General features: G+C 64.1%; 18 protein-coding genes and 2 riboswitches. Of the genes, 12 read left to right on the forward strand and 6 right to left on the reverse strand.

What is annotated here, in order from left to right; all coding sequences use genetic code 11:
• Window positions 1-16: 16 nt before the first annotated feature.
• The 6 genes from N7640_RS04135 to N7640_RS04160 all read left to right on the forward strand — a co-directional run bounded on the left by N7640_RS04135 (window position 17) and on the right by N7640_RS04160 (window position 3064).
• A complete protein-coding gene (locus tag N7640_RS04135; protein ID WP_279903758.1) occupies window positions 17-280 on the forward strand; it encodes a metalloregulator ArsR/SmtB family transcription factor in 264 nt (87 codons plus the stop codon).
• 107 nt (window positions 281-387) lie between these two features.
• Entirely contained in the window at window positions 388-1029 is a 642-nt protein-coding gene (locus N7640_RS04140; protein ID WP_279903759.1) for a hypothetical protein, read from the forward strand.
• Window positions 1030-1122: 93 nt separating this feature from the next.
• Window positions 1123-1332, forward strand: coding sequence for a hypothetical protein (locus tag N7640_RS04145; protein WP_279903760.1), 210 nt, complete (start codon window positions 1123-1125; stop codon window positions 1330-1332).
• Between the two features lie 306 nt (window positions 1333-1638).
• Window positions 1639-1977, forward strand: coding sequence for a hypothetical protein (locus tag N7640_RS04150; RefSeq protein WP_279903762.1), 339 nt, complete (start codon window positions 1639-1641; stop codon window positions 1975-1977).
• 129 nt (window positions 1978-2106) lie between these two features.
• Window positions 2107-2490: a hypothetical protein gene (locus N7640_RS04155; protein ID WP_279903764.1), complete on the forward strand. Its 384-nt coding sequence runs from the start codon at window positions 2107-2109 to the stop codon at window positions 2488-2490.
• A gap of 49 nt (window positions 2491-2539) precedes the next feature.
• Window positions 2540-3064 carry a hypothetical protein gene (locus N7640_RS04160; RefSeq protein ID WP_279903765.1) on the forward strand — a complete coding sequence of 175 codons (525 nt, stop codon included), beginning with the start codon at window positions 2540-2542 and terminating at the stop codon, window positions 3062-3064.
• A 1227-nt stretch (window positions 3065-4291) separates the two neighbouring features.
• Here N7640_RS04160 and N7640_RS04165 read toward each other — a convergent pair.
• The 4 genes from N7640_RS04165 to rpoE all read right to left on the reverse strand — a co-directional run bounded on the left by N7640_RS04165 (window position 4292) and on the right by rpoE (window position 7994).
• Complete coding sequence (locus N7640_RS04165; RefSeq protein ID WP_279903766.1) at window positions 4292-5713, reverse strand: DegQ family serine endoprotease; 1422 nt, start codon at window positions 5711-5713, stop codon at window positions 4292-4294.
• A gap of 127 nt (window positions 5714-5840) precedes the next feature.
• Complete coding sequence (locus N7640_RS04170; protein ID WP_279903767.1) at window positions 5841-6779, reverse strand: MucB/RseB C-terminal domain-containing protein; 939 nt, start codon at window positions 6777-6779, stop codon at window positions 5841-5843.
• Window positions 6780-6787: 8 nt separating this feature from the next.
• Window positions 6788-7375 (reverse strand): RseA family anti-sigma factor, encoded by a 588-nt coding sequence (locus N7640_RS04175; RefSeq protein ID WP_279903769.1) that lies wholly within the window; start codon window positions 7373-7375, stop codon window positions 6788-6790.
• Window positions 7376-7412: 37 nt separating this feature from the next.
• Window positions 7413-7994 (reverse strand): RNA polymerase sigma factor RpoE, encoded by a 582-nt coding sequence (gene rpoE / locus N7640_RS04180; RefSeq protein WP_220813054.1) that lies wholly within the window; start codon window positions 7992-7994, stop codon window positions 7413-7415.
• A 344-nt stretch (window positions 7995-8338) separates the two neighbouring features.
• Between rpoE and nadB the strand changes: the two genes are divergently transcribed.
• Window positions 8339-9955, forward strand: coding sequence for an L-aspartate oxidase (gene nadB / locus N7640_RS04185; RefSeq protein WP_279903771.1), 1617 nt, complete (start codon window positions 8339-8341; stop codon window positions 9953-9955).
• Here the strand turns inward: nadB and N7640_RS04190 are convergent.
• Together N7640_RS04190 and N7640_RS04195 are read right to left on the reverse strand one after the other, a co-directional pair.
• Window positions 9924-10376: a protein YgfX gene (locus tag N7640_RS04190; protein WP_279903773.1), complete on the reverse strand. Its 453-nt coding sequence runs from the start codon at window positions 10374-10376 to the stop codon at window positions 9924-9926. The two genes, nadB and N7640_RS04190, sit on opposite strands and share 32 nt — an antisense overlap.
• The gene (locus tag N7640_RS04195) at window positions 10360-10614 is read right to left on the reverse strand and encodes a succinate dehydrogenase assembly factor 2 (protein WP_279903774.1); all 255 of its coding nucleotides are present in this window, start codon (window positions 10612-10614) and stop codon (window positions 10360-10362) included. Before N7640_RS04195 ends, N7640_RS04190 begins: the two co-directional genes overlap by 17 nt.
• Window positions 10615-10732: 118 nt before the next feature.
• On the opposite strand from N7640_RS04195, the gene N7640_RS04200 reads away from it, so the two are divergent.
• From N7640_RS04200 to N7640_RS04220, 5 genes are all read left to right on the forward strand, one after another.
• Complete coding sequence (locus N7640_RS04200) at window positions 10733-11674, forward strand: folate-binding protein YgfZ (protein ID WP_279903776.1); 942 nt, start codon at window positions 10733-10735, stop codon at window positions 11672-11674.
• 111 nt (window positions 11675-11785) lie between these two features.
• The gene (locus tag N7640_RS04205) at window positions 11786-12622 is read left to right on the forward strand and encodes an HDOD domain-containing protein (RefSeq protein ID WP_220813059.1); all 837 of its coding nucleotides are present in this window, start codon (window positions 11786-11788) and stop codon (window positions 12620-12622) included.
• A 128-nt stretch (window positions 12623-12750) separates the two neighbouring features.
• Window positions 12751-13506, forward strand: coding sequence for a transporter substrate-binding domain-containing protein (locus N7640_RS04210; RefSeq protein ID WP_279903778.1), 756 nt, complete (start codon window positions 12751-12753; stop codon window positions 13504-13506).
• Between the two features lie 65 nt (window positions 13507-13571).
• A riboswitch (guanidine-I (ykkC/yxkD leader) is annotated at window positions 13572-13675 on the forward strand.
• 51 nt (window positions 13676-13726) lie between these two features.
• Entirely contained in the window at window positions 13727-14782 is a 1056-nt protein-coding gene (locus N7640_RS04215) for a putative urea ABC transporter substrate-binding protein (protein ID WP_279903779.1), read from the forward strand.
• A 156-nt stretch (window positions 14783-14938) separates the two neighbouring features.
• Window positions 14939-15042: riboswitch (guanidine-I (ykkC/yxkD leader) on the forward strand.
• Between the two features lie 70 nt (window positions 15043-15112).
• The gene (locus tag N7640_RS04220; protein ID WP_279903780.1) at window positions 15113-16177 is read left to right on the forward strand and encodes a putative urea ABC transporter substrate-binding protein; all 1065 of its coding nucleotides are present in this window, start codon (window positions 15113-15115) and stop codon (window positions 16175-16177) included.
• Window positions 16178-16203: the final 26 nt, after the last annotated feature.

The raw sequence follows: 16203 nt of genomic DNA on the forward strand, positions 1-16203 counted from the left end.
CATCTTGAGGAACCCCATGTCCCCCGCAGACCTACTCAACAACCTCGGTAATCCAGTCAGACTCCAGATCATGGGGCTGCTGAGCAGCGAAGGGAGTCTGTGCGTCAATGACGTAACGGACCGTCTGGGCGGTCTTCAGTCCAATATCTCCCGACACCTCCTCATCCTGCGAGACGCTGGCGCGGTCGAAGTCGACAAAGACAAGACGAAGCGGGTATACCGGGTGAAGCCGAAAGCGTTGCAACTGGTCGAGATGGCCAAGGAAGCCGTCGAGGCTTGACGCTCTGGAGAGGGGACAGGCTGAATAAAAGAAAGCCCCGCACGAAGCGGGGCTAAACTCAGAAAATCACAGCCCGATCGTACCACCAACCCCTCGGTGAGCCCAACATGATCTTCCACATGGTCGCCCTATCCCTCCCCGTGGACGGCTACTACTTCACCCTGCACAAGCATCTCACGGCAGCAGGCTGCAGCTGGACCGAGGCAGACCGAGAGGCTTACCCGAAGATGCTGGAGCACATCGAGTCGCTCTACACCACCGGCCCCGCCGCGGCTCGATTCCGCCGCGACGACCTGGAAGCACTGTACGACCCGAACCTGACGCCGCAAGAAGCCTTGCGTAAGGTCCTCCCGCACTACATCACCTGCACGTCCGCCAACAAGAAGCGAATCACGTTTCCCCACCGCGACCGAAACTGCGTCGAGGTACTGGGGCCAGCCGGCAGGCCCGACGAGCCGTTCGGATTGCGGCTGGCAGTGATCGCCAAAGGGTGCGGCAAACTGGACCTGATGCCATGGGTGCTTGAGGAAGCCGGCCGCCAGCGCGGCACCCCCTTCACCGAGGATGAGATCCAAACCCTCGAGGGGCGATCAGATCGCACCCTCGTCGAGGTTATCTCAAAGGCCCAGGAACCCATTACAGCCGAGGGTTTTGCCAAGATTGTCGCAGTGCCCGCCGAGGCGTCCGTCCGCCTCACAAGGACCCATAGAGGTGAGTTCATCTCCGAGGTCCCGAGAGTCTGGTCCTAAATGTCAATACAGTTCTACTTAAATATGTATTGACGGGCGTACTCGCGTTAATTACTGTGTGCATACCTAGTTAAAGCCCAAGGAGTTAGCACAATGACTGCTATTCCCGCTGGAGGCATCGTCAGCGCCTCTGACCTCCTCAACAGCCAGGCCAAGAAGTTCACCATGGACATGCCGGCTGAAGTCCACTACGAGCTGAAGCAAATCGCAGCCATCCACCGCACCACGGTGAAAGAGCTGATGCTGGAGGCCGTCAACAAATACATCTTCCCCACCTACGCTCCTCCCAAGGAGAAGAAATAGTGCAAGAAAACCTGGTACGACTCCGGAAAACCGCGGCAGAATGCGGGGATCGAGGGTCTGCCGAGGCACGAGACACGTCCATCCGAGCGTTTCTCGAAGAGCTGGAGAGCGTCGTCTGCAAACAGATCGTGGACCTGATGCCCGACCAACAGCTGAGGAACCTGTATGTTAGCTGGACCAACCAGCTACTTCTGGGGCTCGATACACTCAGCAGGCGCACCTGGCTAGTAGAAGGGATCAGCATCACCCCTTCCGCCGCCGGCCGACATATTCAACCCGCCCCTCCCGAGAACGTAGTCAGCTTGCATGCGCGACATTGACAGCAAGGTCTTCCAGTACACCGTGGACTTCAGTCGGCAGGTTGCTGCCGACATAGACCTTGCCGCCCTGCAAGAAAATATCGTTCGCCATTTGGACTCCGCCCGCAGGGTGGTAACCAACGAAACCTTGGAACGAATCGGCCATATTCACTTGGCCGTGATGATCAACACCGCTGCCAGGTACAACCTATCCTTGGCCGAGGTGATGATGGAGGCCGTCCGCCAGGGCGTGCAACCTGTCTCCCCCCTCTGCGTTTCCGTTCAAAGCGCAAAGTCCAGCAGTCGCCGGACCTCCAAGCGCCCTACCCTCAGCATCGTCAAGTAACCCCTCCGCACGCTGATTGACTGCCGTCACATCGAGTCGGTAGCATCGCCGCTTTCTACCTGTATTTACATAACTACAGATCGCCATAATTACATTAAATCACACCAATGCAGCTTAACGAAGGCCAAATTGAAGCCGTCGACGGTGGCCCACCTGCTCGCCTTCGCGGAGGCGAAGGGCAGGTTCTGGCGGACCAAGATGCGCGATTTCTGGCGAGGTGACCATCGCGTCGCAGAGAACGTGGACCAAGGGGCAGCGCTGCAGAGCTTGCGCAACACCTGCGCTCCGCTGATCAACCGCGTGTCCCTCGAGCACCTGCGCGCATGGAGGGAGGAAGACCAGTTTCGAGTTGCGGCTACGGAGCAGTGGCACAGGGAAGGGGAAGTTGAAATCGACGAGAATGCCGTCGTTTCGATAGGGGAGGACGACGGCGCCTACGTCCAAGCCTGGGTGTGGGTTGATCGTATCGACCTGAGTCCGGCGGTTGAAACACCAGCCGCTTCAGGCTTATAGTGGACAAGCTATAGACAGTTATCGGCATATTCCGAAGGTAAGCTGACCGATGAGCCCCCACGAACCAGACAACGCAGCAGTCGGCGAGAGCACAACAGATGCTCTCCTTGACGGCGCCTGGGGAGTGAGGCAGCTGCGCCGCGAGATCGCCCTGCTTGAAGCGCATATTCAAGAGGAGCGAGTGAGCGATGCTCTGCGGCGAGCACAGAGCCTTCTCTACGTCTTAGACACCAAGCGCGATGACGCAGGGCGCGCCCTGCCGTCACCGAGTACGGCTGTGGACAACCTCGCCGATAGAGTCGTGGGCGAATTCGTTCTCAGCATCATCCAGCGGGGCGGGGAACGCTCCCTAGACGAGGCTATACAGAGGTTCCAAGAGTGGTCCCTTAACGCCAGAGGCATACCCTCTTGGAAGCGGCGGATTGCGCAGGCTATCCGCCAGATAGTGGTCGCGCGCAAACTGTGCGCTCTCCTAGTTATCAGACTCATCAGCATGTCCGAGACGGCAACCACACGGCTGCCGCTATTCGCCTACGGCCCCGAACTCAGCGAGTTCCGACACCGCCACCGCTAGGCCCTCCCCCTTAGAAGGCATCAAATTTCAGCCACTTCTTAGCGGAGGGTCAGCTATGACTACTCGAATTGTTTCACCGGCCCAAGCAACGGCCGGCACCCTTAGGTGCGAACACGGATGGGACCACGAAGCTACCTGTATCGAGGTCTCCTCCACACACGAGCACCATCCCCACGAGCACCTACTCCTTTGTGATGAGTGCGGTCGACTCGCGGGACTTCGTCCATGCGAGCTTTGTGACATGGAGAACGTGAGGATCACGGGTGAAACCCATGGACTGCGCGTGCCGCTCAGGCCGTTGTTCGCACCCGACGTACTGGTGGAGAACCGATGCGGATGGCACCTCGGTGCAGACCCCGGAGACCCCATCGCGTCGTCTCTCATCGAGCCTACCCGCAAAACGGCGTAAGCCAGAACCGAGTACCAGGCCGGCCACGAGGTCGGCCTGTGATACCTCGCATCACCATGATATACATAAACCCATATTTACATACTTACGGCATTGCAAAAACCGTATTACTGGTGGCACCATACGGACATCTGACGACACGAACCGACCATGACCCCGAGAGAAGCCGCCTTCTACCTGGAGCTGGCCGCCTACTACCACCGCGACAACTCCGCGGTGAAAAGGATACCGGCTCAGCATCTTGGGTGAAGAGCAAGTTCTTCGCTAGCGACTGAGCCATCGCCTCCTTCAACAAGGGCACCACCTCCGGGATGATTGAGCCCGTCGCCGTCTGCCTTCTCGAATGCCTTCTCCTGGGGCTTCTTATGGTGAGCCTTTAGCCAGGTATCTGTGAGCGCCACTGTGACTTTCCTCGTGTGTACAAGCAACTACGGCGAGAATTCTATCAAGGCCGAAGTATGTACGCAGCTTTGTACGCGAGTTTCGCGGCAGGAGAGGTGTGCAGGTGGCTGCTGATGTCTGGGGATTTACCAGTAAAATCAGCTAGTTATCTAGCTTGCAGCAGGGATATTGGCGGGGAGTGTCTGAGGTTGTCGGAGGGTCAGTTATTGATGTGGGCGATGATGGAGAAATTGCGGATATGACTCAGGTCACTCACAGATCAGACACTCGAAAAGCCGCAGGCAGGCTGCCCGCCGAAAAATAGCCGGGGATTCTACCTGACCGGCAAGCGCCGCGTCACGCTCATGACGTGGGCGGCGGACACAAAAAGGGCGGCCCAGGCCGCCCTCGTTGGTCACCCGACCTCCCGGCCAGACCTACTCAGCCAGTTTGAAGGTGATAAAGCTGGCCCGTCCCTGGCGCAGGACTCGCATGGAAACCGAGCGGTTGACCGGCAGATCCTTGGCCACCTGGGCGAAGGTCTTGGCCGAATCGATGGCCTGGTTGTTCAGGTGGGTGATCACGTCACCCGAACGCAGGCCAATCAGCGCAGCCGGGCCGCCCTGCACTTCCTTGATCACCACCCCGCCACGCAGGTCAAAGGCCTTCTTCTGCTCGGCGGTCAGTTCGACGACCGAAACACCCAGGCGGTTGCTGCTACGCTCCGCACCGGCCTGGCCCACCACCGGCATCTCGCCACCCTCTTCCGGGAGGGCCCCGATCTTCAGCTGGATGCGCTTGCGCTCACCCTCGCGCACAACTTCGAGGCTAGCCTCGCTGCCCGGCTTGAGAGCGCCGACCAGATGCGGCAGGTCGGCGGACATGACGATAGGCTGGCCATTGAGGCTGAGAATCACATCGCCGACCTGCAGGCCGCCCTTGGCAGCAGGGCCGTCTTCCAGCACCTGGGCCACCAGGGCACCGGCCGGCTTGTCCAGGCCGAAGGATTCGGCCAGGTCCTTGTTCACTTCCTGGATCACCACGCCCAGCCAGCCGCGGCTGACCTTACCCTCGGACTTGAGCTGGTTGGCCACGTCCATCGCCACGTCGATCGGGATGGCGAAAGACAGACCCATGAAGCCGCCGGAGCGAGTGAATATCTGTGAGTTTATGCCGACCACCTCGCCATCCAGGTTGAACAGCGGGCCACCCGAGTTACCGGGATTGATCGCCACGTCGGTCTGGATGAACGGCACGTAGCTCTCGTTCGGCAGGCTACGGCCCTTGGCCGAGACGATACCGGCAGTGACCGAATGATCGAAGCCGAACGGCGAACCGATTGCCAACACCCACTCGCCGACCTTAAGTGCCTGGGACTTGCCCAGCTTGACGGTCGGCAGCCCCTTGCCCTCTACCTTGAGCAGCGCCACGTCAGTACGCGGGTCCGCGCCGATCAGCTTGGCCTCCAGCTCGCTGCGGTCGGACAGGCGCACGATGATCTCGTCCGCATTGGCCACCACATGGTTGTTGGTCAGCACGTAGCCGTCGTCGGAAATAATGAAGCCGGAGCCCAGCGACTGGGCCTCGCGCTGACGACCACCCTGCCCGCGCGGCACCTGCGGGATATTTCGCTCGAAGAACTCGCGGAACATGGGCGGCAGGCCCTCGAGATCGGGCACCTGGCCCTGGATCGCCACATCGCGCTGCGGCAGGTTCTGCCGGGTACTGATGTTCACAACCGCCGGCGAGGCCTGCTCGACCAGCTCGGTGAACTCAGGCAAATCGGCACGTGCCAGGGACATCTGCCCCAACAGCAGCAATGCGCACAGACCGGACAACGAGGATTTCAGACCAAGCATCGACTTCAGCTCCATCCACTCACAAAGACAAGAAAAGGATTGCTGCCACTTATCGCTCAGAATCCTGACGCAAAAGAGCCGACCCGGAACGAAATGCTCGCCTCGGGTCGGCCCGGGAAAAACCGATTCACTGTGCCGAACTCTCGATAGCGGTCGCCGCCTGCATCGACATGGCCACACGCTCTGCGGTGCCCGCCGGGATTTCCCCGACTACCGTCACCATCATGTCGCCGTTGGTGGTACTCATGCGTCGCGAGACCACGGCCGTGGGGCCCAGCTGGCTACGTGCATCCTCCACCATCGACTCGTGCAATGGTTCGAGGAACACCGTGAAACGGGCCAGACCATCGCCATAGAGCAGGCAGGCGAGGGGCTCGGCCGACGCAGGCGTGCTGCACTGCAACGCCTGGCTCAGCTCGAAGCCGGGCGGAACCCAGCCGGCCCGCCAGGATTGGGGCAGTTCGGCCATCTTGATCAGTTTGACGGGCTTGCAGGTGTCGCCGGGGGCGAGCGCGGCATCGGACATCTCACCGCCCATTTCCAGACTGACGAACTGGAAACGCTCCAGCAGCTGCCCCTTCTCGCTGATCAGCAGCGACTTGAGCGGCAGCGCGGTCGCGTCATCGAGATGCAGTTCGAATGCGTAGCGGTGCTGATCGCGCGGAATCAGGGCCAGCACGGTAGCGGGGCGACCCGCTACCCGGGAATGCCCCAGCACACGCAGGTCGTAACGCTGTTCCAGTTGGGAGGCGTCCAGCCCACGGGCCGGCCACTGCGCGTCCACTACCTGCTCGGCCAGCGCGCCGCTCATGCACTGCGGCTTGCCGTTGACACGCAGCACTTCCTGGGCGGGACCGTCCAGCTGCAACAGCCGCTCGGTCATGCCAGCTTCGCCACCCTTGCGCCAGATGCCATGGGTGGAAAAGCTGCCATTCCTTTCATAGATGAAGGTGCCTTTGAAACTCTCTCGATCGGACTGTGCCAATCGTTGCAACCAGCTCTCGGCAGCATGCGCAGGAAGAACCAGGCAGCTGCCGACCATTGCGATAAGGGGGATGACGCGCATGTACTCTCTCAGCGATTTTCCAGACTGGCAGCCCGAGCATACGGCAATGCGGAATCGCTACCGGTGGCGGCAGCCTGCTGGGCATGCTGGCGCAGGTAAGCGGGCAAACGCTGCTCATGCCAGCCTGAACCTGCCTGCTCAGTGCTGCGCACCAGCGGCGATGCCGCTTCGGGAGTATAGCCTGCCAGTACGGCCGGCCCCTGCACCTGAGGCAAGGTCAAGCCGGGCTGCGAACCTTGCTGCTGAGCCAGCTGCGCGCCGCCCAGTTCGTCCTGGTTGTAGAAACGCACGCCGGCGAGCACGGCCAAGGTCACCGAGGCGGCTACCGCCACGCGACCGACCATGCGCCAGGGAGCGCGGTTCGCCGGCTTGGGCAGCGCCTCGTCGGCCAGCGCGGCGGATACCGCAGCCGCGATATCAAGGCGCGGCTCCAGCAGCTCCTTGTGCATCACCGCACGAGCGATCTGGTAACGGGACCAGGTGCCGCGCAGCTCGGCATCGTCGCCGGCAGCCGCCAGCACCCGACGCAACTCCAGTTCGTCCGCTTCGTTATCCATCACCGCGGACAGCGATTCCTGCAGGGCTTCACGACTCATGGTGTTTCCTCTCTTGGCTGTCGCCGCTGTCTCACATTCAAACTTCCTGCAGCAGCGGCTGCAGGGCTTTGTCGATGGCTTCGCGAGCTCGAAAGATTCGCGAACGCACGGTGCCGACCGGACACTGCATGACGCTCGCAATGTCCTCGTAACTCAGACCGTCGAATTCGCGCAACGTCAGCGCCGTGCGCAGATCCTCGGGCAACTGCTGGATGGTCCGGTGCACAGTGGCCTCGATCTCATCCCGCAACATCGAACGCTCGGGTGACTCGATGTCCTTGAGCGCATGATCCCCGTCGTAGAACTCCGCATCCTCTGCGCTGACATCGCTGTCCGGCGGACGCCGACCGCGCGATACCAGATAATTCTTCGCCGTGTTGATGGCGATGCGGTACAGCCACGTATAGAAGGCGCTGTCACCACGGAAATTACCAAGCGCACGATAAGCCTTGATGAAGGCTTCCTGGGCGACATCCTGCGCCTCGTGGCTGTCGTGAACGAAGCGCACCACCAGACCTAAAATCTTGTGCTGGTACTTGAGAACCAACAGATCGAAGGCCCGTTTGTCGCCGCGCTGCACCCGCTCGACCAACTGCTGATCGTCTTCCTGGGCTAGCATGAATACTCCTCGTTCGTTCCGGAGGAGATAGGCGTCGGCCAGTCCGTCGATCTGCCAAGATAGACTCGGGCGTTGCGCAAAAGTTCTCCCCTCCGAATAAGCTTTGCGCGGCGTCTCTGGTGCCTTGCAAAGCGTCACAGCGTGGCCGGTCCGACCGCTGCATGAATAATCTGGCCACCGGGGCCATCGCACCAATACGACAGCCACTTTTGGCAACTGTCTTTGGAACTTGAACGACTAAGAAAAGTTCCAGAGCATTCTTCTCCGTCATAAGCGCTGCTATTGTGCCGCCCACCCCCTCGATATACTAGGCGCCGCCCTTCCACCTGCGGAACCAGTAGTAGATGAGCCGACACTATCAGCACGACGTTCTGGTCATAGGCAGTGGTGCCGCCGGCCTGACACTGGCCCTGACACTGCCCGCGCATCTGCGCGTCGCCGTGCTGAGCAAGGGCGACCTGGCCAACGGCTCCACCTACTGGGCCCAGGGCGGTGTCGCCGCGGTGCTGGACGATACCGACACCATCGAGTCCCACGTCAGCGATACCCTGAACGCCGGCGGCGGCCTGTGCCGCGAGGAGGCCGTGCGCTTCACCGTAGAACACAGCCGCGAGGCGATCCAGTGGCTCATCGAGCAGGGCGTACCCTTCACCCGCGACGATGAGCAGGACCGCGAGGACGGCGGCTTCGAGTTTCACCTCACCCGCGAGGGCGGTCACAGCCACCGGCGCATCATCCATGCCGCCGACGCCACCGGCGCGGCCATCTTCAACACCCTGCTGGAGCAGACCCGCAAGCGCGCCAACATCGAGTTGCAGGAGCAGCGCGTGGCGGTGGACCTGATCACCGAGCGCAAGCTCGGCCTGCCGGGCCAGCGCTGCGTCGGTGCCTACGTTCTCAACCGCAGCAGCGGCGAGGTGGATACCTATCATGCGCGCTTCGTGGTGCTCGCCACTGGCGGAGCGGCCAAGGTCTACCTTTATACCAGCAATCCGGACGGCGCCAGCGGCGACGGCATCGCCATGGCCTGGCGCGCCGGTTGCCGGGTCGGCAACCTGGAGTTCAACCAGTTCCACCCGACCTGCCTCTACCACCCCCAGGCCAAGAGCTTCCTGATCACCGAGGCACTGCGCGGCGAAGGGGCGCACCTCAAGCTGCCCAACGGCGAGCGCTTCATGGAGCGCTTCGACGAGCGCGCCGAACTCGCCCCGCGCGACATCGTCGCCCGCGCCATCGACCATGAGATGAAGCGCCTCGGCATCGACTGCGTGTATCTGGACATCAGCCACAAGCCGGCCGAGTTCGTGAAGTCGCACTTCCCCACCGTGCACGAACGCTGCCTGCAGTTCGGCATCGACATCACCCGACAGCCCATCCCGGTGGTGCCGGCGGCGCACTACACCTGCGGCGGCGTGGTGGTCGATCGCCACGGATGCAGCGACGTGCCGGGGCTCTACGCCATCGGCGAGACCAGCTTCACCGGCCTGCACGGCGCCAACCGCATGGCCAGCAACTCGCTGCTGGAATGCTTCGTCTATGCCCGCTCGGCGGTCGAGCACATCGTTTCCCAACTCGACAATGTGGCGATGGCGCCGGCGCTGCCGGCCTGGGACGCCAGCCAGGTGACCGACTCGGACGAGGACGTGATCATCGCCCACAACTGGGACGAGCTGCGGCGCTTCATGTGGGACTACGTCGGCATCGTGCGCACCAACAAGCGCCTGCAGCGCGCCCAGCACCGCGTGCGCCTGCTGCTGGACGAGATCGACGAGTTCTATTCCAACTACAAGGTCAGCCGCGACCTGATCGAGCTGCGCAACCTGGCCCAGGTCGCCGAGCTGATGATCGAGTCTGCGATGCGCCGCCGCGAGAGCCGCGGCCTGCACTACACCCTGGACTACCCGGACCTGCTGCCCGAGGCCCGCGACACTATTCTGGTGCCACCCATCTACGTCGGCTGAACTTCAGGCGCACCCGCAGGCGCCTGTGCGCGTCACAGGCCATGGCGTCGCGCCCGATGCAGAGCCCACGAGTGTGGCGATCGCCCGCCAGGCGGAAGCACAGCACCACGGCCACGGGCAGCGCCAGGCTGTCCGGCCTCAGCTGCACCGCCTGCCAGCCATCGCGACGACTGAACAACTGCCAGCCGCCCTCGTCACGGCGCAGGCCGGTGAAGGCTGCGGGATGGGTCAGCAGGATCTGCCGCGGCAGCACCCAGGCGCCGTGCAGCAGGCAGGCAGCGGCGCCGAGCAGCGCGCCCCAGAGTGGAAGGTCGATGAGGAACAGCGTCGCCAGCGCCAGGACCAGCGCCGCGAGGTAGGCCGCCAGCAGCAGGCGCGAGGCCTGCCACCGGCATTCGAAGCGGTCACTTGGGTTGGACACGGTCCAGGATCATCCGCACCATGTGGCGCAGATCGGGGTCTTCCGGCTCACCGCGCTGCATGAACCAGCCGAACATGTCCTGGTCCTCACATTCCAGCAGCTTGCGGAATCGGGCCTGGTCCTCGGCACCCAGGCCGGGATAGACCTCCTTGACGAAGGGCACCAGCAGCACGTCCAGTTCCAGCATGCCGCGGCGGCTGTGCCAGAAGAGGCGGTTGAGTTCGGTAGCGTCGGCCATGCAGCGGCTCCTGTGCAAAGGGGCGCAGTATAACGGCGGGCGGCGTGCTCGGCACCCGCTGACAAGGCGACGGGTGGCCTCTATGATGACCGTCTGACTTTCCAACCAGCGATCGCCCATGGCCGACTCCGCCTTCTTCACCCCCCTGACCCACGAGGCCCTGCTCGCCGTGCGCGGCCCGGACACCGCCAAGTTTCTCCAGGGGCAGCTCACCTGCAACCTCAATTACCTCGACGAACAGACCTCCAGCCTGGGCGCCCGCTGCACGCCCAAGGGCCGCATGGTGTCCAGCTTCCGCATCCTTCCGGAAGGCGACGGCTACCTGCTGGCGATGGCCGCCGAGCTGCTGGAACCGCAGTTGGCGGACCTGAAGAAATACGCGGTGTTCTCCAAGTCGACGCTCGGCGACGAGTCCGCCGCCTGGGCGCGCTTCGGCCTGAGCGACGGCGATGACGCCCTGCTCGCCCTGGGCCTGGAGCTGCCGCAGCAGGCCGACGCCGTGGCCCGCGCCAACGGCCTGATCGCCATCCGCCTGCCCGGCGGACGTGCCGAACTGTGGGCCCCGGCGGAGCAGGCCGGGAGCCTGCGTGACCAGCTCGCCGCACAACTGCGCGAAGCACCGCTGGACGACTGGCTGCTCGGCCAGGTGCGCGCCGGCGTCGGCCAGGTGTTCGGCGCCACGCGCGAGCTGTTCATCCCGCAGATGATCAACCTGCAGGCGGTCGGCGGCGTCAGCTTCAAGAAAGGCTGCTATACCGGTCAGGAAATCGTCGCGCGCATGCAGTACCTGGGCAAGCTCAAGCGCCGCCTGCAACGCCTGAAGCAGAGCCAGGGCGAAATCCCGGCGCCGGGCACCGCACTGTTCTCGCCAGTGCACGGCTCCAGCGTCGGCGAAGTGGTGCTCGCCGCCGCCGCGGAACAGGGCGCCGAGCTGCTGGCGGTGCTGCAGGAAGATGCGGTGGCCGATGGCCGCATCCAGCTCGGCAGCCCCGACGGCCCCGCGCTGGAATTGCTGGAAATGCCCTACCAGTTGGACGCGGATCGCGAAATCCAGCGCTAGGTAAAAAAAGCTGATGCACGATCCCGGGCAAACGCGGTACAACCCGGGCAGACCTGAACGAAAGCCCGCATCCGTCCCCGACGGACGCAGGCGAGCGACCCGAGAACAGAAATGAGCAAGCTTGCCGAAAAAGTCCAAGAGGAACTGATCCAGGCCATCGACAACGATGATCTGGTGCTGCCGACGCTGCCCGAGGTGGCGCTCAAGGTGCGCGAGGCGGTCGAGGACCCAAACATCAGCATCCCCGCCCTCAGCAAGGTGATCGGCAACGACGCGGCCCTAGCCGCACGCATCATCAAGGTGGTCAACAGCCCTCTGCTGCGCACCAGCAAGGAGATCACCGACCTGCAGATGGCGGTCAGCCGCCTGGGCATCAACTACACCTGCAACCTCGCTACCGGCCTGGCCATGGAACAGATGTTCCAGGCCACCAGCGACGTGGTCGACCGCAAGATGCGCGAGGTGTGGAACAAGAGCACCGAGATCGCCGGCATCTGCCACGTGCTGTGCCGCCACTACACCCGACTGGCGCCCGACCAGGCCACCCTGGCCGGCCTGGTGCACCAGATCGGCGTGCTGCCGATCCTGACCTACGCCGAGGAGCACAACGCCCTGCTGGCGGACTCGATCAGCCTCAACCACGTGATCGAGCGCATCCACCCGATCATCGGCGACCGCATCCTGCGCGCCTGGGAATTCCCCGAGCCCATCGCCATGGTTCCCGGCCAGCACCTGGACTTCACCCGCAACTCGCCCAAGGCCGACTACGTGGACATCGTCCAGGTCGCCACCCTGCAGAGCTACCTGGGCAGCGAGCACCCCTACACCCAGCTGGACTGGAGCAAGATTCCGGCCTTCGCCAAGCTCGGCCTCGACCCGAACGTGGACATGCAGGCCGACGACGACCTCTCGGCCGCCATGGAGGCCGCCGCCAGCATGCTGAAGTGATCGGCGGCGCTCTTCGCGCGCACTGACTAGACTGCAGGCAGGCCCGGCGGCTCCCCCGCCCCGGGTGGCGATTCTCGCCACGACCGGGCGGCCCTTGCCCGGTCCGGCCCAGGCAAAGGAAGTGCGCCATGCGTCTGCTGTCTCTGGTCCTCACCCTGCTGATCACGTTCCCCTGCGCCGCCGACGAGATTCGCCTGACCAATGGCGAGTGGCCGCCCTACCTCAGCCAGAACCTGCCGCACCACGGCGTCGCCTCGCGCATCGTCGAGGAGGCCTTCGCCCTGGAGGGCGTGCGGGTGCAATGGGAGTTCCACCCCTGGGCCAGGGCCCTGCACAAAGCCGAAAAGGGTACCAGCGACGGTAGCGCGGTATGGCTGCGCAGCCCTGGGCGCGAAGAAGCGTTCTTCATCAGCGACCCGGTGGTGGAAACCGGCTACTACCTGTTCCACCGCAAGGATCGCCCACTCGACTGGCAGGAGGTCGCCGACCTCGCACCCCTGCGCATCGGCGGCGCCATCCACTACGACTACGGCGAGGCCTGGCGCCAGGCCGAGCGCGAAGGCCGGCTCAAGGTCAAGCGCGTCAGCAGCGAGGAACAGGGGCTGCGCATGCTGCTGGCCGGCCGCCTGGACGTGTTCCCGACGGACAAGATCGTGGCCTTCGACATGCTCCACGGCCGCTTCAGCCGGGAGGAACGCGCCAGGCTGAGCTTCCACCCCCAACCGCTGCACCGGGACAGCCTCCACCTGCTGCTGTCGAAGAAGATACAGGGCAACGAGGTGCGCCTGCATCGCTTCAACCGCGGCCTCCAGCAACTCAGGGAGAGCGGCAGGGTCGCCCGCTATCTGATGGACATCCAGCGCCCGCTGAGCCTCGCCCGGTAATAGCGCGCCACCTGGCACGAAGTTCGCTTCCGGCCCTGGCGATGTGGGTACGGCACTACGACTTGCAAATGGCCGACTAGGGTTCCGGCTCGTCCACCACGACGAGCGGCTGGTCCGAGAGTGGGCGACCTCGACAGGGGTTACACGGCGGGACAAAAGCCCGGGAGAACGACAGGCATGGCCGCCGCCCCGTCTCCCGTCCATTGTCCCGAGGTCATTCATGCCGAACCGCCTGCTGTGCGCCCTTCTCCTCCTGCTCCTGCTGCAACCCGCCCACGCCGCTCCCGAGCAACGCCCGTTCAAGGTCTGCTGGTCGGTCTACGCCGGCTGGATGCTGTGGGGCTACATGGCCGAACAGGGCATCGTCGACAAGTGGGCGAAGAAGTACGGCATCGAGATCCAGGTCCGCCAGGTGCCGGACTATGTCGCCTCCATCGAGCAGTACACCGCCAATCAGTACGATGCCTGCGCCATGACCAACATGGACGCCCTGACCATTCCCGCCGCCGCCGGCGTGGACTCCACCGCGCTGATCGTCGGCGACTTCTCCGCGGGCGCCGACGGCATCCTGGTACGCGGCGGCAGCAAGGACCTGAAGGACCTCAAGGGCAAGACCATCCTGCTGGTGGAGAACTCGGTGTCCCACTACCTGCTCAGCCGCGCCCTGGAATGGGCCCACCTGCAGCCCGGCGACGTGAAGATCGAGAACGTCTCGGACAAGGACCTCGCCCAGGCCTGGCGCAGCGGCAGGGGCGACGCGGTGGTGACCTGGAACCCGATCCTCTCCGAGCTGCGCCAGGACGGCGACAGCGTACAGGTGTTCAGCTCGCGCCACGTGCCCGGCGAGATTCTCGACCTGCTGGTGGTCAACAGCCAGACCCTGGCCCAGCACCCGGAACTGGGCCGCGCCCTCACCGGCGCCTGGTTCGAGGGCATGCGCCTGATGGGCCTGCCGACGCCCGCCGGGGCGGCCGCGCGCGCCAGGATGGCCGACGCGGCGGGCGCCACGCCCGCGGACTTCGACGAACAGCTGCGCACCATCCGTTCCTTCTATGCGCCGCGCTCGGCGGTGGCCTTCGCCCGAAGCGAGAAGATGCCAGCCCTGATGGAGCGCGTGGCCGGCTTCGCCGACGCCCAGCGCCTGCTCGGCGAAGGCAAGGGCCTGCAGCGCCTGGGCATCGCCTTCAGCGACGACCGGGTGCTGGGCAACCGCTCGCAGATCATGCTGCGCTTCGATCCGGCCTACATGCAGCTCGCCGCCGACAACCAGCTCTGAGCACCAATAACGACCATAGCGCACCGATTTCGCGCACGCCGGCGCCCCGTGCCGGCCCCCGCGCCCCACCAGGGCGCGGTTTGCGCCGGCTGGCACGATGTTCGCTTTAGCCCAGTCATGCAGAAGCACCCCTGCCGGGGCGCGGCACTACAACTTGCAATGGCCGACTAGGGTTCCGGCCCGTTCACCGCGACGGGTGTCTGGTCCGAGAGTTGGCGACCTCGACAGGGGTTACACGGCGGGACAAAAGCCCGGGAGAACGCGCCACCTGATCCGTCAGGCCAGTGCCGCGCCGCTCCTGCCCGCATCCCTAGAACTGGAGGTCCATCCATGCGCAAGTCCCTGTCCTCGCTGATCGCCGCCGGCCTCGCCGCCACCCTGAGCCTCTCCGCCCAGGCCGCCCCCAAGACCGACTTCAGCGTCTGCTGGACCATCTACGCCGGCTGGATGCCGTGGGAATACGGCGCCACCCAGGGCATCGTCGACAAGTGGGCGAAGAAGTACGGCATCAGCATCGACGTGGTGCAGCTCAACGACTACGTGGAGTCGATCAACCAGTACACCGCCGGCCAGTTCGACGGCTGCACCATGACCAACATGGATGCCCTGACCATCCCCGCCGCCGGCGGCGTGGACAGCACCGCCCTGGTGATCGGCGACTTCTCCAACGGCAACGACGGCATCGTGATCAAGGGCGAGAAGAAGACCCTGGGCGACCTCAAGGGCCAGAACGTCAACCTGGTCGAGCTGTCCGTCTCCCACTACCTGCTGGCCCGCGGCCTGGAGCGCGCCGGGCTGAGCGAGAAAGACCTGAAGGTGGTCAACACCTCCGACGCCGACATGGTCGCCGCCTTCGCCACCAACGATGTGCAGGCCGTCGCCACCTGGAACCCGCTGCTGGCCGAGATCGAGGCCACCCCGGGCGTGACCAAGGTGTTCGACTCCAGCCAGATCCCCGGCGAGATCATCGACCTGATGGTGGTCAACAGCGAGACCCTGAAGGACAACCCCGCCCTGGGCAAGGCGCTGACCGGCGCCTGGTACGAGATCATGGCGGCGATGAGCGCCGACTCCGCCGCAGGCATGACAGCCCGCGAGCACATGGCCAAGGCTTCCGGCACCGACCTGGCCGGCTACGAGGCGCAACTGGCCGCGACCAAGATGTTCTACAGCGCCAAGGACGCGGTGGCCTTCGCCACCAGCGCGAAGCTGCCGGCGACCATGACCAAGGTGGCCGAGTTCTCCTTCGCCCACGGCCTGCTCGGCGAAGGCGCGCAGAGCGCCGAGGCCATCGGCATGGCCTTCGCCAAGGGCGTCACCACCGGCGACAAGGGCAACCTCAAGCTGCGCTTCGACCCGACCTACATGCAGATGGCGGCCGACGGCGCGCTGTAAGGCCTGACGACACCTGTGGGAGCGGG

The organism is Pseudomonas sp. GD04015, assembly GCF_029837675.1.
In the GTDB taxonomy this organism is placed as follows: domain Bacteria; phylum Pseudomonadota; class Gammaproteobacteria; order Pseudomonadales; family Pseudomonadaceae; genus Aquipseudomonas; species Aquipseudomonas paralcaligenes.